Genomic DNA, 19,842 nt, shown 5'->3' with positions numbered 1-19,842 from the left:
CTTGAACAAGCTTCTTGTGTTTTCTGCCCTACGGCATGGCGTGGACGATCGCGAAGAGCCGTCGGCCCGCGATTCCCCGGGTTGATGTCGAGGGGGACGGCGCCGAGGGCGGCACCGGTGCTCGGCACGATGCGCGGCAGCAGGCCGATGGTGACGGCCGCGCGCAGCCACTCGCGGGCGTCGGTATGCCATGCGTGCTTCTCGTCCCAGGAGAGTTCCTGCCACGGCCGGTCGTCCTCGCGGGACGCGGCGTGCGCGGTAGTCGACAGGGCGATGATGCGTGGGTCGGTGAAATGCAGCCAGGGTCGGGTGGGGGGGGCAGGATCATCACGACGCGTGGGCGGCCGCCGGCGAACTTCGACCTCGTCCTCGGTGCGGACGGTCAGGCGCGGATCATCGAGGCCAACCCACGTCTCAGCGGCGACAGCATCCCGCGATTGCACACCGCCGCCTATGGCGTGAACGTCGTGGGTGCGCTCGTCGCACTCGCGCTCGGCGAGCCGTACGACGAACATCTGGTGCCGACGCGCAACGAGCATGCGGCGGTGGAGCTGGTCGGATCACCGCTCGTCACGGACGGCGAGTTGGTCGCGTGGGACGGCGTCGCCGCAGCCCGCAACATCCCCGGGATCACCGACGTCGTGCTTTATGCCGAGCCGGGCGACCTTGTACGGCCGCATGACCAGTCCGGCCACAAGATCGGCATGTTCGTCGCTGCCGGGCAGTCGGTTGCGGACGTGTCCTTGGCTCTGGAGGCGGCCGGCGCGCTGCTTCGACCGATCATCCGACCGACCACGGTAGGGAAGGGTGAGTCATGATCAACTTGTCAAGACCGGATGCCCGGCGCAACGCCAGCCCGTACCTCTACGGCCAGGAGGTCGCTGCCGTCGCCCAGGCCCTGGAGTCCGGCCAGTACGGACACACCAGCGTCACCGAGGAGTTCGAGCAGAGGATTGCCGAATTCCTCGGCGTCCACGATGCCGTGGCCGTCACCTCCGGCACCGCGGCCCTGCACACCGCGCTGCTCGCCACCGGGGTCGGTCCCGGCGACGAGGTGATCGTCCCCTCGATGACGTTCTGCGCGACGGTCCAGGCGATCCTGGCCGTCGGCGCCACCCCGCGGTTCATCGAGATCAACCCCATCACCCTGTGCGTGGACCACCAGCTCGTCCTGGATGCGGTCACCGCGGCCACAGCCGCCGTCGTCCCGGTCCTGTTCGGCGGCCGCGCCGTAGACCTCGGCCCGATCCTGTGCGAACTGGACGAGCGCGGGATCGCCGTTATCGAGGACGCCGCCCACGCCTTCGGGTCCCACAACGGCACCCGCCATGTCGGCGCCACCGGAGCCCTGACCTGCTTCTCGTTCGGGCCCATCAAGAACCTCACCTGCGGCCAGGGCGGCATGGTCATCCCGCGCACACCGGAGGAAGCCGACACGGTCCGCCGGCTCCGGCTCCTCGGCGTCACCCAGTCCCAGACCGAACGCGCGAACACTACCGATTACCAGGTCGAGGGTTTCGGCCTGCGCTACCAGCTCTCCGGGATCAACGCGGCCATCGGCTTGACCCAGCTCGACCACTTCGACACGACCGTGGAGACCCGGCGACGCCTATGGTGCACCTACCGGGACGCCCTAAGCGCGCTGGGGGGCATGACGCTCGTCGACGTCGGCCCGCAGACAGCCGTACCGCACCTGTGCCAGGTCCGCGTCCCTCAACGTGACCAGGTGTTCCAGGAGATGCGATCCCGAGAGATCGGCGTCGGCGTCCACTACCCGCCCAACCACCTGCAGGGCGCGTTCGCGCCCTGGCGGCGGGCACTGCCCGTCACCGAGAAGGCCGGGCAGGAAATCCTGAGCCTGCCCTTCCACCAGCACCTGACCGAGGACGACATCGCCCACGTGGTGTCATCCCTCGGCCGGGCCGTCGAGACAGCGAGAACCGGGCGGTCAACATCCTGACGGTCTTCGGCCGCCTCCGGTAACCCCCCGAGCCGCTCAGCCGGATGCGGCGGACAGGATCACGTCCACGAGCCTGTCCGCCGCGTCCGGCCTTCCGTGTACCCGGGCCTGTTCCGCCATCGCGTCCCGCCGGACGGGATCGGTCAGGAGCGGGCCCACCGCGTCGCGCAGGCTCGTTCCGGTGACTTCGCCGAGCAGCGCCACGGCGGCGCCCGCGTCTTCCAGGTGACGGGCGTTGTGCGCTTGCTCGTTCCCGGCGGCGGAGGCGAGCGGGATGAAGACGGCGGGCTTGCCGAGGGCGGTGAGTTCGGCGAGCGTCCCGGCGCCGCTCCGGGAGATCACGACATCGGCCAGGGCCAGGACATCGGGAAGCTCCGGGCCGACGAACCCAGTGAGGTAGTACCGGCTGGCCAACTCCGTTGACAGAGAAGCCGCGTGCTGCCGCAAGGTGTCGAGGTTGGCCGGGCCGCATTGGTGGATCACGTTCGCGTGGCTCAGCAGCCACGCCAGCGAATCCCGGACGATACCGTTGATCTGCTGAGAGCCCTGGGCGCCGCCGGTGACGTACACGGTCGGAAGTTGCGGGTCGAAGCCGCGCAGCTCCAGCGCCTCGACGGCTTTGTCCGCGTGTCCGGCCAGCACCTCGGGACGGATCGGATTGCCGGTGACGACCGCAACACCCCGCACCGAATCCGGCAGCAGCGGAATCGAAGACTCCGACGACACCGCGATCCTCGTCGCCGAACTTGCCAACTTCCGGTTCGCCAGGCCCAGACGCACGGTCTGCTCGTGCAGGACCAGCGGGCGGCGGCACATGCGGGCGGCCAGCCCGGCGGGGACGGCGACGTAACCACCGGTCGCGAGAACGACGTCCGGCCGGAAGTCGGCGACGATCTTCCGAGCCTGCGCCACACCGAGCGGCACACGTGCCATATCCCGCACATTGGCCGGCGACACCATCTTGAGCGGATTGCTGGAGCGGCGGATCTTGCCCGTGGCGACCGTGGCGAACGCGATGCCCTCGGCCGGCGCGACCCGCGCCTCCAAGCCGTCCGCCGTGCCGATCCACAGCACATCGAGTGCTCTTCCCTCGGCCGCCAGGCGGGACTGCAACGTGCGAATCGCGGTCAGGGCGGGATAGGTGTGGCCCCCGGTACCTCCCCCCGTGACGATCAGACGGAAGGCGCGAGGAAGAGGATCAGCACTGTTCACCCGGCGCACCCTACTGGCTGCACTCACCGATGAAGGCAAGTTTCGGATGGCTCGTCTCGCCTTCGCGTCGGTTTCGCTCGACTCGTCTTCTCCGGCAGCTCGACGAAGCCGGGGCGTTCGAGCGCCCGCCGCGAATGTGACCCGCATCACTCCCGTAGTGCGCAATGGGCCTCGTTGCGCCCACGGCCACGCCGCAATTCTGGAGGCTCACCCGACGAAGAGCCGGCCACCGTAGGTTCTCCGTCACGACGAAGGAGTCCAACCGTGAACTGCGCCACCGCTGGTATCCGTTTCGCCGCCGTCGACGCCACCCTCCTCGGCGCGACGAGTCGCCCGCCTCGGGGTCGTGCGACGACCCGTCGCGGAGCGGCTGGCCTAGCTAACGCTCCGCCAAGAAAGGCCAGCACCATATGCCCGTCGGCCAGAAGTCTCGGGAAGCTGCGGTACGCCACCTGTACGTGGACGCGTGCGCGTACGACACCACGGGACCGCGCCGCCACGAGGACTGGTCCCTCGATGTCCTGGCGTTGATGGCCCGCGCCGTACCGGACCCCCGGGGCTGGACCGGGGTCGACGACGAGGCACAGAACCCGAGGCGCGTCGCGTCCCCCACGTACCCCTTCGCTGTCCATCCCCCCGAGTACGTCGCGGAGCGACTCCAGGAGATCGACCGGGACAGCGCCGAGAACCTGCTCCTTGCCCTCACGGACGACGGGTGCACCTTGTCCAACCTCAGACACTTCACTGAATCCCCGGACGAACTGCGGGCGATGGCGCGCACGATCCTCGCGCGCTACGGGGATGAGACCACCTATCACACCAACGTCAGGAAGCACGGCAGCGCGCCCGGCACACTCGACTTCACTCTGGAGAGCCTGGGGTACAACCCGCTGAGCGTCTACGACGAGGACTGCGGCCTGATCGTCGTCACGAACACCGAGGTGGGCATGTTCTGGAACTTCTTCGACTGCTGATCCGGCTGGTGACCCGTACGAGCGCACTTCTGACCAGGTGATTGGAGAGGATGCCCCCGTGCTGACCCGTTCGGGTCCAGTTGAAGCCGATCCGCCGGCCGGGCACGGGCCCGCCGAAGTCCGCCCGGCCACGTCGATGGACCGCGGCAAAGCCGGCGAGTTGACCGCGTCAAAGCCGCGCGCGGGAGGTCCGTCCTTCAGTGTCTGCCAGTCCGGGTGGCGGGCCTTCGGAGCGAGAGCGTCTTCCAGCGACTCGACCAGAACAGTCTCGTCCGCACCCTGGCCGAATGCGCGGGCGGCCACGGTGAAGGCGCGCTTGACGTCGATGCCGACGGCCACGTGCGGAGTCCGGCCCGACTCGGCGACGCTGACGAATCGGGCGTCCGTCTCCGCATGGTCCACGCATATCCGCGTGCCGACGAGAGCCCACGTACGTATGCTCCTGGGCGTGGTGAGGCTCGAACGGCTCCGGAGCGGACATGCCGCCGCCCTGCTTGCGTTCGAGCGGGAGAACCGGGAGTACTTCGCGCGGTCCATCCCGGATCGCGGGGACGCGTACTTCGCCGAGTTCGCCGACCGTCTGGGTGCTCTGCTCGCCGAGCAGGACGCCGGGCTGTGCCACTTCCACGTCGTCATGGACGAACTCGGAGAGCTGATCGGCCGCGTCAATCTGGTGGACGTCTCGGCAGGCACCGCCGAACTCGGCTACCGCATCGGCGAACGGGCCGCAGGCCGGGGCGTCGCGACGGCCGCCGTCGGGGAAGTGTGCCGTCTGGCAGCCGGGTCGTACCGGCTCACGGCGCTCACGGCGCGGGCCACGCTCGACAACCCGGCGTCCGCGGCCGTGCTCCGCCGCAACGGGTTCGCCGCCGTCGAGGACATCACGATCAATGGGCGACCCGGCGTCCGGTACCGGCGCCGCGTCGCGGAGAGGACGTACGACGTGCCATCCGTACCCGCGGATCCGACCGCGCTGCACCCCATGCCAGAGCAGCCGCGTGTGGTGCTGCTGAAGCCGCTGGTCACCTCGCCGCTCATCGAGGTCGGAGAGTTCTCCTACTACGACGACCCGGACGACCCGACCGCGTTCGAGACCCGCAACGTGCTGTACCACTACGGTCCGGAGAGGCTGGTCATCGGCAAGTTCTGCGCGCTCGGCGAGGGCGTGCGGTTCATCATGAACGGCGCCAACCACCGTATGGACGGCCCCTCGACGTTCCCGTTCCCGATCATGGGCGGCTCGTGGGCCGAGCACTTCGACCTGATCACCGGCCTGCCGGGGCGCGGGGACACCGTGGTCGGGAACGACGTGTGGTTCGGCTACCGGGCCACCGTCATGCCAGGCGTTCGCATCGGCCACGGCGCGATCATCGCGTCGGGCGCGGTGGTCGTGGACGATGTCCCCGATTACGGCATCGTCGGCGGCAACCCGGCCCGGCTCATCCGCCTCCGCCACAGCCCGGAGGACATCGCGAGGCTGCTCGCCGTCGCGTGGTGGGACTGGCCGACGGAACACATCACCGAACACGTCAGGACGATCATGTCCGGCAGCGTCAACTCCCTGGAGGCGGCGGCTCCGTAGCGCCTGGATCAGCCTGCCCGGCCGGCGGCGAAGGCGACGAAGCCGGACCAGGCGGCGGGAGCGAACGTGAGCGCCGGGCCGTGGGGATCCTTGCTGTCACGGACCGGCACGACGCCAGGGAGGCCGGTCCCGACCTCGACGCAGTTACCGCCGTTGTCGGTGCTGTAGCTGGACTTGTGCCACACGACGCCGGGCAGACTGCTAGCGCTCATCATGGTCTCAGTTCCTTCAAAGCGTCGGCAATCAGGTCGATTGATCGCTCGGGCGAAAGGGCAACGGCTGTAAGCAAATCATAGGCGCGCGCAGCCTCCTTCACATGCTCCGGTTCAGCCAGGATCTGCCCTTGCAGGAAGCCCTCGACGTAGACGACGTCAGGTCCCTCGTCCAACGCCAAAGTGGAGAACGGTCCGCCCACACCCGCGTGACAACCGGCATCGTACGGAACAATCTGCAGCACCGTGCTCGGCGTTTCCGCCGCCGTGATCAGCTCTTCGAGTTGACCAGCCATGGTGTCAACGCGGCCCACACGACGACGGATCACGTGTTCGTCCAGCACGATCCATAGTTCCGGCGGGGCGTCCCGCTTGAGAATTCGCTGCCGTTCGAGCCGGGCGGTGACCTGTTCCTCAACAATGTCGCGGTTCGGCCGCCTCGCGGAGAACACCGCGCGCGCGTACGCCTCCGTCTGCAACAGGCCCGGCACCACCTGCGCTTCGAACGAGCGGATCTTCGTCGCGGCCTCCTCCAGCTCAACGTACGGCCGGAACCAGGTGGGATACGCGTACTTGATCACCAGGGGCCACAGCCGCCCGAAGTGATCGACCGTGCCGAACATGTCGTCGACAAGCTCGGACAGCTCACGCGTAGGCAGTCGCTTCGCCGCCTCAATCTTGTTGAGCAGCGAAGGCGCCATCAACGCCGCCTTGGCCAGGGCCCGTTGGGACATTCCCGCAGCCTCGCGCTTACGCCGTAAATCCGATGCATAGAACGCCAGTACGGAATCCGTCGGATCCAGCTCTTTCGCGTACGTCACTTCGGCAACTCCGATTTCGTGAAAGCCCCTGATGTCAACGCCGCCCCCCTTTCAAGCGTACTCAAAAAAGCCGACCGTAGAGCACAGACAGTGATTTCGCGATGACGGAAGGCTTCGAACCCCATGCACGACCGAGTCCCCACCACAGCGGAGCGTGACCCGCTGGCCCGACACGACGCCACCGTCCACGGCTGGGGCGTCTGGCGGCGGCCGGTTGGCCGACGCCAGGCGCCCGGGCGGTACGCGCCGGTGACAAAAGAGTTGCTGGCGCTGGTACTTCACGGGTTGAAGGGGCTGGCGTAATGGCTCGCAGTGAGGCGCGACGGTTTCTGACGCGGTTGTCGGAGGCGTTCGGCGTGGACGGAGTCCTGACGGTCGAGAAACCGGAAACCGGCCCGCAGGGCGCGGACCTGACGCCCAACTCCGGCCTGAGGTGGCCGCCTTGCGAGTGCGGGCATTCGTTGTGCCCCGACTACGTGACTCCCGGCTGCGACGTGTGCGCGGCGCTGGCAAAGCAGCGCGAGGAAGCACGTTCAGCGGGTCACGACAAAGCCGTCCGTGAGTACAGCGAGGAATTGGCGAACCACAAGCACGGCCCGGAACTCCTGGAGGGCTCGAAATGAAGCCCCAGCGCCACCAGCATCCCCGCCCGCAGACCCAACAGCCCCAATCCCCGGCGCTCACCGTCGGCATGGTCGTCTACGACAGGGCGTACGACATGATCGGCGTCGTGGACGCCATCACCGGCCCGGTGGTCAGCCTCAGCCGCCCCACGGGGCTCACCTGGCAGAGCCGTTGGTTCTCCGTACGCCGGGGCACCGAGTACGAGCAGCGCCAACTCCGCGCCATCGCCAACCTCCACATACTCCGCCAGAAAGGCCTGTGAGGCTGTGCGGCACGGGCGTCGGTCGCCTCATCGCGCGTACTCTCACAAGAACCCCGCAGGCAGCGCGTGCCCACTCATGGGACGAGCGGCGCAGGGACGTCACGTCGGGATCGGGGTCCAGACGGACTCCGTGGTTTCGCCGTTCGCCGTGGAATCCAGGGCCTGTCTGACAAATCCCGCATGGCTGTCCGGCCGGACGGAAGCTACGCGCGCAGGGCCCGGACGACGAGTTCGAGCCCGAAGACGATGACGACCGCACCAACCGCGGCGCGCGCGGCGCCCCGGTCAACTCCCTTCGTGGTCTTCATCCTCCGGATCCGGCACCGCTCGTCCAGGCACGTCGCCGGTGGCCGGGGCGAACATCTTCCGTCTCATGCGTCCCTGGCGTCACCGGTGGTCGCGCACGGTCGGCCGTGGCGGAGCGGGTGGATCAACCTGTCCGCCGTCATCCGGCTTTCCGTGCATAAATGGTGTCGAGGCCTTGTGCAGACCGTGATCTGCTGCTGACGCGCGGCGTCCGCACAGGGCAGACTGTCGACGGCGATACCGGCAGTGCGGGGGCAGGGGCAGGGGGAGCTATGGAACGTGACCATCGTGGCGACCGTGATCACGGAAACGCCGGCACGAGCGGCAACACCGGCAGCACGAGCGGCATCACTGGCGGCACGATCGGCGTCACCGGCGGCACGAGCGGCAACACCGGCGGTCACGTCGATCCATCACACGGCGGGACACACGACTCCGACCCACGCCATGCCGGCTTACGCCCCGAGTCGCACCACGGCGAGCTGCGTTTCAGTGTGCTGGGGCCCGTGCGGGCCTGGCGCGACGGGGAGGCGCTGGCGTCCGGGTCGCCCCAGCAGCGGGCCCTGCTCGCCGCGCTGCTGCTCCGTGAGGGCCGTACCGCCACCGCGAGTGAACTCATCGACGCCCTCTGGGGCGACTCGCCGCCGTCGCAGGCGCTCGCCGCGCTCCGTACGTACGCCTCCAGGCTGCGGAAGCTGCTCACGCCCGGTGTCACCCCCGGCGTCCTGCTGACCGAGTCCGGTGGTTACGCGCTGCGCACCGAGGCCGAGGCGCTTGATCTCTGCGTCGCACAGGAGTTGGCCGCGGAGGCCGACAAGACGCGCGCGGCCGGCAACCGCGCCCAGGCCCGAGCGCTGATCGACAAGTCGCTCGGTCTGTGGGACGGCGAGCCGCTGGCGTCCGTGCCGGGGCCGTACGCCGAGACGCAGCGCGCGCGGCTGGAGGAGTGGCGGCTGCATCTGACCGAGACCCGCCTCGACCTCGATCTGGAGCTGGGCCGCCACGCCGAGGCCATCTCCGAACTCACCGCGCTGACCGCCGCGCACCCGCTCCGCGAGCGGCTGCGCGAGCTGCTGATGGTCGCGCTCTACCGCGGCGGACGGCAGGCGGAGGCGCTCGCCGTGTACGCGGACACGCGGCGGATGCTCGCGGAGGAGCTGGGGGTGGATCCGCGTCCCGAGCTCGGTCAGCTCCAACAGCGCATCCTCCAGGCCGACTCGGAGCTGGCGCTTCCGGTGGAGGAGGCACCTCCGGTCCACACCGTCATGCAGCCCGCACAACTGCCCGCCACCGTGCCGGACTTCACCGGGCGCGCCGCGTTCGTACGGGAGCTGAGCCACCAACTCGCCACCGCCGACGGCTCCGTCATGGCGGTCTCCGCGCTCGCGGGCATCGGCGGCGTCGGCAAGACCACGCTCGCCGTGCATGTGGCGCATGAAGCGCGACAGTACTTCCCCGACGGGCAGTTGTACGTCGACCTCCAGGGCGCGGGAGCACGGGCCGCGGAGCCGGAGACCGTACTCGGCGCGTTCCTGCGGGCGCTCGGTACGCCGGACACCGCGATGCCCGATTCTCTCGCCGAACGTTCCGCGCTGTTCCGCTCGACGCTCGACGGCCGCCGTGTCCTCGTGCTCCTCGACAACGCGCACGACGCGGCCCAGATCCGCCCGTTGCTGCCCGGCACGGCCGGCTGCGCGACGCTGGTCACCAGCCGGGTGCGCATGGTCGACCTGGCGGGCGCGCATCTCGTGGACCTCGACGTGATGTCACCCGAGGAAGCCCTCGAACTGTTCACCCGCATCGTCGGCCCGGAGCGTGTCGCTTCGGAGCGGGACGCGGCGCTGGACGTCGTCGCCGCCTGTGGTTTCCTGCCCCTCGCCATCCGGATCGCCGCCTCCCGGCTGGCCGCGCGCCGCACCTGGACCGTCTCCGTCCTGGCCGTGAAGCTCGCCGACGAGCGGCGCAGACTGGACGAACTCCAGGCGGGCGATCTCGCCGTGAAGGCGACGTTCGAACTGGGCTACGGCCAGCTGGAACCGGCGCAGGCGCGCGCGTTCCGGCTGCTGGGGCTCGCGGACGGCCCCGACATCTCGCTCGCCGCGGCGGCCGCCGTACTCGACCTGTCGCTCCAGGACGCCGAAGACGTACTGGAGACGCTGGTCGACACCTCGCTCGTGGAATCGGCCGCCCCGGGCCGTTACCGCTACCACGATCTCGTACGGCTCTACGCGCGCTCCTGCGCGGAACGCGACGAAGACACCTCGTCCCTGCGGGAGTCGGCGCTCTCCCGCCTGCTGGACTTCTACCTCGCCTCCGCGGCCCGGGTCTACGCGATCGAGCGTCCGGGCGACCGGCTGGCGGACCACCTGGAGCCGACGTCGTACGACGGGCTGTCGTTCTCCGACCGGCACACCGCGCAGGACTGGCTCTACACAGAGGCCAGTTGTCTGCTCGCCTGCGTACGGCAGTCCTCGGGGCCCCAGCAACTGCGGCGCGCGGTCGACCTGTTGTGGGCGGCGCTCGACCTGGGCGAGTCGGGCGCCAACGCGAAGGAGTACGAGGACACCGCCGTGTCCACGCTCAAGGCCGCACGCACTCTCGGCGACCGCTGGGCAGAGGGCCGGGCGCTGATCGTCCTCAGCAACTCGCACATCTTCACGGGCCGGTTCGACGAGGCCGACCAGGAGGCGCAGCAGGCCACGGACCTCGCGCTGGGACACCGCGAACGTGACGCGCTCGCCATCTGCTGGGCGTTCAACCACCGCGGTGTCATTGCCATTTACCGAAATCGCGTCGTTGAGGGCGAGGCCTACCTCAACCGCGCGATCGAGGACTTCCGCGCCGGCGCCAACCCGCCCGGTGAGGCGTCCGCCCTGTGCAATCTCTCGCGCATCCATCTCGCCATGGGGCGCACCGCCAGCGCGGTGTCCCTCGCGCAGGAGGGCATCGGTATATACGACCGCATGGGCCACGCCCTGCGGGGCGCCAACGCGCGCTACGCGCTGGGCCTGGCCCTCACCCGCAGCGGCCGGCTCTCGGAAGCGGGTCTCCGGCTGTCGGAGGCGCTGGACACCTTCCGCGACAGCCGGCAGCGGCTGTGGGAGGGGATGACGCTCTTCCGTCTCGCCGAGGTCGATCTCGCCGCCCACCGGTCGCCGCAGGCCGCGTCCAACGCCGAGATGGCGCTGACCGTGCTGCGGGGCATCGGCGGGGAGTGGCGGCGCGGGCAGGTCCTGACGGCTCTCGGGAAGGCGCTCACCGGCATCGGGCAGACCGGCCGTGCCGAGGTGTGCTGGCGCGACGCGCTCGCCGTCTTCGAGGAGTTGGGGTCGGCGGAAGCGGCAGACGTACGGGCGCTGCTGGCGCCGGCGGCGGCTTGACGTCTCGCGTACGACGTCTCGCGCGTGACCTCTCGCGTACGACCTCTCCCGTACGACGTCTCGCGTGCGACGTCTCATCTGCGACACAGGGCGTGCGACACCCGCCGTCTGACCCGCGCCGCCCGATTCAGGGACGGCAGCGACCCGTTTGGCTTCCCGCGCGGCCCGTTTCCCCTCGTGTCCGGCGCGCGCTTCAGGCCCCTCTCGCCCTCTCTAGCTGCACGTTCATCGTTCGTTTAACGCTCCCGTGCATTGTCATCTCATCGGGTCCGTCGTAACGGGGGGCAGGCGGACCGGATGTGAGGCCGGCCCCAGTGGTGAGCGGCCTTGAGGGGCCCGTCCGGCCGTCCACGGGGGAACAGCCGGACGGGCCTCACTGAACCATCGCCCGGAAATATCAAGGGAGTTCACAAGCATGACGGAGAAGCAGAAGGACCCGATCGTCAAGCCGACCGACACGCACGCCACGAGCGAGCCCGAGGTCAAGCCGCTGAGCGACACCCACGCCACCACCGAGCCCGCCACGCAGGACGCGCACGCTGTCGCCGAACCCGCCTGACCCAGAACTTCATTGACGGGGGAAGGGCCGCGGCTGCGCGGATGGGGGGGCCGTCGCGGTCACGGGGGCGACAAGGGGCCGAGCGATTTCGCTCGGCCCCTTGTCGCATGCGCTCGCCCAAGCGGGCGGCCTTCTACAACGTCGTTGTCACCGACAGCACTTCGCAGTCCCGCACCAGCGCCACCTCGGCCGGGTCGTCCATCCCCACCTTGACGGTCTTGGTCCTGCCCGCGTCCAGGACGACCCGGGCATCACCGAAGTCGACCAGGCCGCCCACGTCGTCCGTGAACTTCAAGTCGACGCTGTAGGCCTGCTTGTCGCCGGCCGAGGCCGCCGCCTTCACCTTGACCACCGCGTACGTGACCGCCGCGCGCGTCCCCTCCGCCGGGCTCACGCACGAGACGATGGTCGCGTCGGCCCTCGGGGACGTACCGCCCGTGGACGTGTCGCCGGTGGACGGCTTCTGAGTGGACGGCCTGGTCCCGTACCTGCGCCGGGACGACGAGCCGCCGGAGTCGTAGTCGTGGTAATCCGAGTCCGAGTGGACGCCGTGCCGTGTGCGCGAGCTCGAACAGCCGCCGCCCCCGCCACTCGCTCCGTGGTGGGTGCTCCCGTGCCCGCTTCCCCCGTGGCTCCGGGCCGGCGAGAACCCCGTCAGGGCCAGTGTCACCCCGGCCAGCACGGCCGCCAGTCTTACGCGTCGACGCAACAAATCCGCGTCCCTCCCCCGTTGTGCCCATGGGCGCGGATGCCCCGGACCTCTCAATGGACCTGACAAACAGCCCCATCGCGCCGTCACCCTAACAGCGGCCGAACAGGGCCTGCCGGGCTCTCACTCTCCACATGGCGTGGAACGGCTACCCGGCGTAGCGTCGTGAGTTGGAGCGGCCCCGGACAGTTGTCGGAGCAGCCCCGGACAGGACCCGGAGAACTGCCACGTCCCTCAAGGAGGCAGACGATGGTCCGTTACATCCTCGGCTCGATCCTCGCGCTCCTCGGCGCGGCGTCAGCCCTGATCAGCCCCTTCCGGCCCTGGTACAACGGGCGGGACGGCAGCGATTTCCGCATCGCGGACTTCTTCAGCGGCATCTCGGGGTCAGGAACCGGGCCCTTCGGCTCGATTCTCTGGGCCTTCATCTTCGCCGCGGTGCTCACCCTGGTCGGACTGGCCCTGCGGTGGCGCTGGCCGGTGGTGCTCGCCGGGCTCGTCGTCCTCGCCTTCACCGTGCTCTGGATGGTCCGGATGGGCCAGGCCGCGCACGGCCTGAGCATCAACACCACCGGCACGGGCCTCGGCGACGGCGTCATCTACGCCCTCGCGGGCGGAGTGGCGCTGCTGCTGGCCGCGGTGGTGCTGCGCGGCCGTCACCGTGTCACCCGCGAGGCCGACCGGGCGCTGCCCAGGACCTGGGAGCCGAACAGGACGGAGGAGCCGCCGGGCGCGGAACCGTCGTACGGCCGGCAGTCCCCGTACGGCGAGCAGTCCGACGCGCAGGCTCCGTACGGCGGGCAGCCCGGCTACGGACAGCAGCCGTACGGCGAGCAGCAGCCCGGGTACGGGGACCAGCCGGGGTACGGGCGCCAGCGGCCCGGGTACGACGAGCAGCAGCCGGGGTACGGGCAGCAGCCGTACGGGCAGTCGTGGGACGAGCAGCCGCAGGCCGGACAGCCGCGCGCAGGCGCCGGAGCCGGAGCCGAGCGCGGTGCCGAGCCCGGCGGGGAGACGCGGAAGTCGACGCAGGAGCCCGAGCAGCCGCACGACGGCGAGACCCGGTCCTGGGACCGGGACGACGGCCCCGGCGGCAGCACCCGGCAGTGAGCGGCGCCGCACAGACCGGGCGCCCCGGCGGCAGCACCCGTCGGTGACGACCGCCCGGGACACCGGCCACAGGCCGGTGTCCCGGGCGGTGACCGCCGCCGGCACAGGCACCGTCCTCCGCACAGGCCCCGCGCCGCGCGGTGCTACCTGCGCCCCGTAGCCGTCCCCTTCGCCGCGTCGAGCGCGTACACGCACCGGTCCTTGCTGCACGCGTAGACGACACCGCGCTGCGCCACCGGCGAGCCCGTGATCTCGCCGCCCGTCGCGAGCTTCCAGCGCAGCTGGCCGCCGCTCGCGTCCAGGGTGTAGAGCACGTGGTCGGCCGAGCCGAAGTGCAGCCGGCCGTCCGCGACGACCGGTGCGCCGATGACCTCGCCGCCCGCCGCGAAACGCCACTTGGGGGTGCCGGTCACCGCGTCCAGCGTGTAGAGCGCGCTGCCGCTGCCGACATGGACGTTGCCCCCGGAGACGAGCACCGGCTCGATGGACTGGCGGGGCTCCGTGGCGATGCGCCAGCGGTCCTTGCCGGTGGTCGCGTCGAGCGCGTACACCGTGCCGAGGTAGTCCGTGAGGTAGACGCCGCCGCCCGTCACGGCCGGTCCCGGCACGAAGGCCGGCGGGGACAGGAAGACCGCGGGCGCCTCGAAGTGCCAGCGCACATGGCCGCTCGCGATCTCGACGGCCATCACACGGCTGCCTGCGGAGACGTAGAGATGGCCGTCGGACCCGGGCATCACCCGTACGGGAACGCCGCCGCACGAGGCGCCGTCACCGATGGGGTACGACCAGCGCTCGGCCCCCGAACGGGCGTCGAGCGCGAGCAGCCGCGCGTCCTTCCACACGTAGACCGTGCCGTCGAAGATCGCGGGCCCGGCCTCGGGCGTCTCGAAGTCGGTCTGGGCGCCCGCCGTCTCCCACAGCTTCTCGCCGCTCGCCGCCTCCCACGCCTGGACGCCGCCGCCGCGCGTGGCGGTGATGACCGTGGAGTGGTCGACCTTGAGGGAGTACACCCACGCGTCGGTCTGGAAGCGCCAGTACTCGGAGCCGTCGGTGGCGTCGAGCGCGTACAGCGTCGGGCCGTCCGAGGCGTGGATACGGCCGTCGGAGACGGCCATCGCCCAGGCCACGTCCCTGGTCTTGAATTGGCGCCTGCCGCTGCCCACGTCCAGGGCGTGCACCTCGAAGGACGTGACGTACAGCAGGTCGCCGTCCACGACCGGTGTGCCCCAGACGTCGTTGGACATCCGGAACCGCCAGGGCCGCCAGTGTCCCGGCGCCACGGCTTCCGGCGGGTACGCGGGCGGCGGCACCGGCGCGGCGAGGGCCGCGGCGACGGGCGAGGTGACGGCGCTGGTGGGGGCCTCGGCGCCCACCAGCCCTGCCGGTGGCCTGATCCAGCCGGTGGCGGGCCCCACTTCGACGGAGAGGCCCGCGTTCGCCTCGGCGGCGCGCGGACCGGGACCGATCGGAAGCGGGGCGTTCGACAGCCGGACGGGACCGCCGGGCTGGATCGACAGCGGCCCGGGCCCGTCGGGCATCTCGGCGCGGCCGACGTGCCGGCCTCCCGCACTGCGCGCCGGCGGACCCCCGCCGTCGGGGCTCCACGCCCCGTCCGCCCACGAGGGGGAACGCGCGGGCATCGGCGGCTGGTGTGCGGGCTGCGGCGGGGACACCGGCGGCCCGGCGGGCGGCCTGGGCGGCTGGGCGGGACGCGAGGGCGCGGGGCCCCTGCCGCCCGCACGGCGCCGTTCGATCATCGCGGTGGCGTGGTCGGGCAGCCAGGCCGACGCCGTACCGCTGTCGTCGCTGCCGAAACCGAAGAGGTGCGGGGACAACTGGCTCTGAAGGTCCGCGGGCGACGGGCGCAGAGCCGGGTCCACCTGCATGCAGGACTCGATGAGCGGCCTCAGCTCGTCGGGCAGCCCTTCCGTGTCTGGGCTGTCCCGCAGCAGCGCGAAGACCGTCTCGACGGGGTTCGCCCCGTGGTACGGGGCATGGCCCGTGGCGGCGAAAATCATGGTCGAGCCGAGCGAGAAGACATCGCTCGCGCCCGTCACACTGCGCGAGTCACGCGCCTGCTCCGGCGACATGTACGCGGGCGTACCCACCGCGACATTCGTCATGGTCAGGCGGGAGTTGGAAGCGCCGGACGCGATCCCGAAGTCGATGACGCGCGGACCGTCCTCCACCACCAGCACGTTCGACGGTTTCAGGTCGCGGTGGACGAGGCCGGCGCCGTGGATGGACTCCAGCGCCTCCGCGATCCCGGCCGCCAGCCAGCGCACGGCCTGGGCGGGCATCGGGCCGCACTCGTTCACCATCTCCTCGAGGGAGGGCGCGGGCACGTAGGCGGTGGCCAGCCAGGGCACGGCGGCTCGCGGATCCGCGTCCACCACGGCGGCCGTGTAGAAGCCGCTGACAGCCCGCGCGGCCTCCACCTCGCGTGTGAAGCGAACCCGGAAGAGCTGATCCTCGGCAAGTTCGGTACGTACTGTCTTGATCGCCACCCTGCGGCCTGACGCCGAGCGCGCGAGATAGACCAGCCCCATGCCGCCGGCTCCGAGCCGTCCCAGAACCTCGAATGGGCCGATACGCCTCGGGTCGTGCTGCGTCAGCTGCTCCACTTGCCTGCCACCTCCCCGTACGGGCCATAAAGGTACGGCCCCATGTGCCCCCTGATTCTTCCTGTCCACGGCGGCGGTTGCGAACCCGGGGGCGGATCAGGGTGTCCCGTGCCGATTCGGACGGGGATCACAGCGCGTTCGTACGCCACCCGGCTCCGCGCCCGCGGCTCCCGCCTCCCGCCCGTGTCACGCTCGCACCTTGCCCGGATAGTGACCGTATCGCGCGCGCATCCGGCCCGTTTTACACCCGTGTTCCGCTCGTGTTCCCTCAGATCGGCGGTTCAGCGCGGCGGTTCGGCCTGCCTGTTCGGCCGGGACGCTCAACCCGGCCGGGTGGCCTTTCCGTTAGGTCTCACCGTTCGGTCTCACTGTTGGGTCTCACCGTTCGGCCAGAAGGGCGAAGACCGCGCCCTGGTTGTCGGCTGCCACCGCCATCCTTCCTGACTCGATGTCGAAGGGTTCGGCGGTGACGCGCCCGTCAAGACGCGTGACGGTCTCTGCCGCTCTGTCGCAGTCGGCGACGGAGAAGTAGTTGAGGAAATGCCCGGGCATCTCGATGGGGAAGGCGTCCGTGATCACACTGCGGCCGCCGATCGCGCTCGCCTCGCCCGGTGGGGTGCCGGCGGGCGTCCACAGCCGGAAATCAACGGCGTTGACCTCCGCGTTCTCGCCGCGCTCGGCCCTGAGGTCCATGCCCTGGAAGCCGAAGACCGATTCGTAGAACGGGTCGACGCTCGCCTTGTCCCGCGTATAGACCTCTGTCCAGCAGAAAGATCCCGGCAGGCCCGACTTCTCGAAGCCGTCGTAATCACTCGGCTGCCAGAGCCCGAATACGGCGCCGGCCGGATCGGCGGCCAGCGCCACCACGCCGAAGCGGCCCAGCGGCATCGGTTCACGCACCAACTGGCCGCCCGCCGCCCAGATCTTGCCGCTGAGGGCGGTGGCATCCGGCGTGGCGAAATAGACGCCCCAGGCGGTGGGCATCCTGCCGTCGCGTTTGGCCGCGAGGCCCGCGACGCGCTTTCCGTCACTGAACGCCTCGGTGTAGTGCAGATAGCTCGGCCCACTGTCGTCCGGGCCGCTGTCTTCGCCGAAGGTCCAGCCGAACAGTTCTCCGTAGAAGCGCTTGCCCGCCTGGAGATCGGGAAGCGACACATCCACCCAGCACGGCGTGCCTTCCGCGAATGCGGCCATGAGACCGGGTCCTTCCTTCGTGCCCCCGCTGTGCCGTCGCGCTGCCGTTGCCCACCCGCTGCCCACATGCTGTGCTGTCGCGCCGCCGTGCCGTCGCACTGTCGTAAGGCCAAGTTAATGGGCCCCGGGCCTGAGCGCAGGAGATAAAATAGAACAAACGGACGATTATACGGATACGAGCCCTGCGCTCGTATGACTTATCCACGGAAGTTGTCCACAGGCTGTTGATGACGCCATTGGCGGCGGCCGACCCCGGGGCGATTGTCCGCGAACCCGTGTGCGCAGTGGCCGGTTCCCCATTTGCAGTCGGCCAAATCGCGCTCAGATCACCCGTCGGTAAGCTGACGGCATGACAGGACAAGTACGCACGGTCGACGGCCGCGTGGCTGGTCGGCGAGGACAGGCTACGCGGCAGAAGCTGCTCGACTGCCTCAGCGAAATGCTCAGCTCGTCGCCCTACCGGGACGTCAAAGTCATCGACGTGGCCCGGAAGGCGGGGACCTCACCCGCGACTTTCTATCAGTATTTCCCCGACGTCGAGGGCGCCGTCCTCGAAATCGCCGAGGAAATGGCCAAGGAAGGCTCCTCGTTGACCGAACTGGTCTCCGGACGTTCCTGGGCGGGCAAGGCCGGATGGCAGTCGGCCGAGGCGCTCGTCGAGGGGTTCCTCGACTTCTGGCGCAAGCACGACGCGATCCTCAGAGTCATCGATCTCGGTGCGGCGGAAGGGGATAAACGGTTCTACAAGATCCGTATGAAGATCCTCAACTCCGTCACCAACTCCCTTACGGAGTCGGTCAAGGATCTCCAGTCCAAGGGCAGGGTCGACAAGGACGTCAGCCCGGCCGCCGTCGCGGGATCGCTCGTGGTGATGCTCGCCGGGGTGGCCTCACATCAGAAGGGCTTCCAGACCTGGGGCGTGAAACAGGCCGAACTGAAGCCGAATCTGGCGCTGTTGGTGCACCTGGGTATCACCGGCAAGAAGCCCACGAGGTAACGGCCGGAAGCCGCTGCCGCAATCGGCTGCGGAAACCAGCTACGGAATCGGCCGCGGAAAATACCGCGGAAGCAGCTGCGGAAACGGCTGCGGCAATGGCTGCCGGAACGGAATCGGCCGCCGGATCACCCAGAACCATCACTCTGAACCCTCTCCCGGCGCGGATCTCCCGGCGCAGCCCCCCGAAGCAGGCGGCCCGAAGCGGGCCGATGCACCGCCCGGCGGGCACCGTACGGGCGCGCCCCTCTCCCCCTCACCGTCATGGACGTTGAATGACGGCATGAACACAGACCACGCTCAGGACGCCTTCCGCGCACTCCTGCACACCCAGCCCGTCTGGGACACCGAACTGCCCGCGTTCGATCCGGACACCGCGCCCGACGATCCCCTGACGCTGTTCCACGAGTGGTTCGGCGAGGCTGTCGCGGCCGGGCAGCCGGAGCCGCACACGATGACGCTCGCGACCGCCGACGGCGAGGGCCGGCCGGACGTACGGACCCTGATCCTGCACGACGCCGACCGGCGCGGCTGGCACTTCGCGTCGCACTCCACCAGCCGCAAGGGCCGGCAGCTGGCCGTACGTCCCGAGGCCGCGCTCGGCTTCTACTGGCCGGTACAGGGCCGCGCTGTGCGGCTCAGGGGCCGGGTCGTCGCGGCGAGCCCCGAGGAGAGCCTCGCGGATCTGCACGCGCACTCGACGGGTGCGCTGGCCTCGGCGCTGGTCGGGCGGCAGAGCGAGGCGCTGGGCTCGGCCGGGGAACTGGCGCGGGCGAGCGAGGCCGCGTGGGAACGGGCCGGGCGCGAGCCGTTCGCGGAGGTCGCGTCGTGGACGGTGTACGTCCTGGTGCCGGGCGAGGTCGAGTTCTTCCAGGGCGACGCGCGTCGGCGGCATGTCCGGTTGCGGTATTCGCGGGGCGGTGACGGTGGCGCTGGCGGTGACGGTGACGGTGACGCGGGGGTCTCGTGGGGGCGGGAGTTGCTGTGGCCGTAGCCGGTTGTGCCGGGCCGGTGCTCGCCGGGGTCCGTGCGGTCGCGGGTGACGCGCGGCGCCGTCCAGCGTGGGGGCGCCGTCCAGCGCGGGCCCGGCAGGGTTGCGGTTGCCGCAGGGCCCGTTGTGCTGCCGTGGCTGGGGTGTTGTGGCTGGTGTCGGTGCCGGGTTCCGCGCAGGGGAAGTGTCCGCCACTGCATGATTTACGGCGTGTACAGGCGCAGTGGACACCGGGCCAGTGGTGTCCACGCCGCAAAGTCACGCTTTACGTTCTGGACACCACCCCTCCACGGCCCCCTTCCCACTGCGGACGAGCGATCGCTCCGGT

General features: G+C 70.1%; 17 protein-coding genes and 2 pseudogenes. 12 read left to right on the top strand and 7 right to left on the bottom strand.

Annotated features, from left to right (window positions below; all coding sequences use genetic code 11):
• The first annotated feature begins 35 nt into the window (after positions 1-35).
• Positions 36-818, top strand: coding sequence for a hypothetical protein (locus ACIP6N_RS14705; protein ID WP_401815662.1), 783 nt, complete (start codon positions 36-38; stop codon positions 816-818).
• A complete protein-coding gene (locus tag ACIP6N_RS14700) occupies positions 815-1,960 on the top strand; it encodes a DegT/DnrJ/EryC1/StrS family aminotransferase (RefSeq protein ID WP_401815660.1) in 1,146 nt (381 codons plus the stop codon). Before ACIP6N_RS14705 ends, ACIP6N_RS14700 begins: the two co-directional genes overlap by 4 nt.
• A gap of 36 nt (positions 1,961-1,996) precedes the next feature.
• Here ACIP6N_RS14700 and ACIP6N_RS14695 read toward each other — a convergent pair whose 3' ends face one another.
• Entirely contained in the window at positions 1,997-3,319 is a 1,323-nt protein-coding gene (locus tag ACIP6N_RS14695; RefSeq protein ID WP_401815658.1) for a UDP-N-acetylglucosamine--N-acetylmuramyl-(pentapeptide) pyrophosphoryl-undecaprenol N-acetylglucosamine transferase, read from the bottom strand.
• A gap of 263 nt (positions 3,320-3,582) precedes the next feature.
• Between ACIP6N_RS14695 and ACIP6N_RS14690 the strand changes: the two genes are divergently transcribed.
• Positions 3,583-4,146, top strand: coding sequence for a hypothetical protein (locus ACIP6N_RS14690; protein WP_401815657.1), 564 nt, complete (start codon positions 3,583-3,585; stop codon positions 4,144-4,146).
• Positions 4,147-4,275: 129 nt separating this feature from the next.
• On the opposite strand, the pseudogene ACIP6N_RS14685 reads toward ACIP6N_RS14690, so the two are convergent.
• Positions 4,276-4,683 (bottom strand): annotated as a pseudogene (locus ACIP6N_RS14685) (2-phosphosulfolactate phosphatase); the annotation flags it as partial.
• On the opposite strand from ACIP6N_RS14685, the pseudogene ACIP6N_RS14680 reads away from it, so the two are divergent.
• A pseudogene (locus ACIP6N_RS14680) lies at positions 4,583-4,999 on the top strand (GNAT family N-acetyltransferase); the annotation flags it as partial. The pseudogenes ACIP6N_RS14685 and ACIP6N_RS14680 sit on opposite strands and share 101 nt — an antisense overlap.
• Before the next feature lie 129 nt (positions 5,000-5,128).
• Positions 5,129-5,728: a CatB-related O-acetyltransferase gene (locus tag ACIP6N_RS14675; RefSeq protein ID WP_401816208.1), complete on the top strand. Its 600-nt coding sequence runs from the start codon at positions 5,129-5,131 to the stop codon at positions 5,726-5,728.
• A gap of 8 nt (positions 5,729-5,736) precedes the next feature.
• On the opposite strand, the gene ACIP6N_RS14670 is transcribed toward ACIP6N_RS14675, so the two are convergent.
• Together ACIP6N_RS14670 and ACIP6N_RS14665 are read right to left on the bottom strand one after the other, a co-directional pair.
• Positions 5,737-5,943, bottom strand: a complete 207-nt coding sequence (locus tag ACIP6N_RS14670) for a DUF397 domain-containing protein (protein WP_401815655.1) — start codon at positions 5,941-5,943, stop codon at positions 5,737-5,739.
• Positions 5,940-6,761, bottom strand: a complete 822-nt coding sequence (locus ACIP6N_RS14665; protein ID WP_401815653.1) for a Scr1 family TA system antitoxin-like transcriptional regulator — start codon at positions 6,759-6,761, stop codon at positions 5,940-5,942. Before ACIP6N_RS14665 ends, ACIP6N_RS14670 begins: the two co-directional genes overlap by 4 nt.
• Before the next feature lie 302 nt (positions 6,762-7,063).
• Here ACIP6N_RS14665 and ACIP6N_RS14660 point away from each other — a divergent pair, with 302 nt between their 5' ends.
• The 4 genes from ACIP6N_RS14660 (at position 7,064) to ACIP6N_RS14645 (ending at position 11,892) form a co-directional block, all read left to right on the top strand.
• The gene (locus ACIP6N_RS14660) at positions 7,064-7,384 is read left to right on the top strand and encodes a hypothetical protein (protein ID WP_401815652.1); all 321 of its coding nucleotides are present in this window, start codon (positions 7,064-7,066) and stop codon (positions 7,382-7,384) included.
• Complete coding sequence (locus tag ACIP6N_RS14655; RefSeq protein ID WP_401815650.1) at positions 7,381-7,647, top strand: hypothetical protein; 267 nt, start codon at positions 7,381-7,383, stop codon at positions 7,645-7,647. Before ACIP6N_RS14660 ends, ACIP6N_RS14655 begins: the two co-directional genes overlap by 4 nt.
• 578 nt (positions 7,648-8,225) lie before the next feature.
• On the top strand, positions 8,226-11,333 hold the full coding sequence (locus ACIP6N_RS14650; RefSeq protein ID WP_401815648.1) for a BTAD domain-containing putative transcriptional regulator: 3,108 nt from the start codon (positions 8,226-8,228) through the stop codon (positions 11,331-11,333).
• Between the two features lie 415 nt (positions 11,334-11,748).
• On the top strand, positions 11,749-11,892 hold the full coding sequence (locus tag ACIP6N_RS14645) for a hypothetical protein (protein ID WP_401815647.1): 144 nt from the start codon (positions 11,749-11,751) through the stop codon (positions 11,890-11,892).
• Positions 11,893-12,025: 133 nt separating this feature from the next.
• Here the strand turns inward: ACIP6N_RS14645 and ACIP6N_RS14640 are convergent, their stop codons facing one another.
• Positions 12,026-12,286, bottom strand: a complete 261-nt coding sequence (locus ACIP6N_RS14640) for a hypothetical protein (protein ID WP_401815645.1) — start codon at positions 12,284-12,286, stop codon at positions 12,026-12,028.
• 564 nt (positions 12,287-12,850) lie between these two features.
• Here ACIP6N_RS14640 and ACIP6N_RS14635 point away from each other — a divergent pair.
• On the top strand, positions 12,851-13,711 hold the full coding sequence (locus tag ACIP6N_RS14635) for a hypothetical protein (protein ID WP_401815644.1): 861 nt from the start codon (positions 12,851-12,853) through the stop codon (positions 13,709-13,711).
• A gap of 143 nt (positions 13,712-13,854) precedes the next feature.
• Here the strand turns inward: ACIP6N_RS14635 and ACIP6N_RS14630 are convergent, their stop codons facing one another.
• Together ACIP6N_RS14630 and ACIP6N_RS14625 are read right to left on the bottom strand one after the other, a co-directional pair.
• The gene (locus ACIP6N_RS14630; protein ID WP_401815643.1) at positions 13,855-16,335 is read right to left on the bottom strand and encodes a PQQ-binding-like beta-propeller repeat protein; all 2,481 of its coding nucleotides are present in this window, start codon (positions 16,333-16,335) and stop codon (positions 13,855-13,857) included.
• A gap of 378 nt (positions 16,336-16,713) precedes the next feature.
• Positions 16,714-17,529 (bottom strand): VOC family protein, encoded by an 816-nt coding sequence (locus ACIP6N_RS14625; RefSeq protein ID WP_401815641.1) that lies wholly within the window; start codon positions 17,527-17,529, stop codon positions 16,714-16,716.
• A 349-nt stretch (positions 17,530-17,878) separates the two neighbouring features.
• Here ACIP6N_RS14625 and ACIP6N_RS14620 point away from each other — a divergent pair, with 349 nt between their 5' ends.
• Together ACIP6N_RS14620 and ACIP6N_RS14615 are read left to right on the top strand one after the other, a co-directional pair.
• Complete coding sequence (locus ACIP6N_RS14620) at positions 17,879-18,526, top strand: TetR family transcriptional regulator (RefSeq protein WP_401815639.1); 648 nt, start codon at positions 17,879-17,881, stop codon at positions 18,524-18,526.
• Between the two features lie 280 nt (positions 18,527-18,806).
• Positions 18,807-19,517 (top strand): pyridoxal 5'-phosphate synthase, encoded by a 711-nt coding sequence (locus ACIP6N_RS14615; RefSeq protein ID WP_401815638.1) that lies wholly within the window; start codon positions 18,807-18,809, stop codon positions 19,515-19,517.
• The last annotated feature ends 325 nt before the right edge of the window (positions 19,518-19,842 follow it).

The sequence above is a fragment of the Streptomyces sp. NPDC088725 genome (assembly GCF_044751305.1).
In the GTDB taxonomy this organism is placed as follows: Bacteria; Actinomycetota; Actinomycetes; order Streptomycetales; family Streptomycetaceae; genus Streptomyces.
This window is presented reverse-complemented; position numbering and strand designations above follow the sequence as displayed.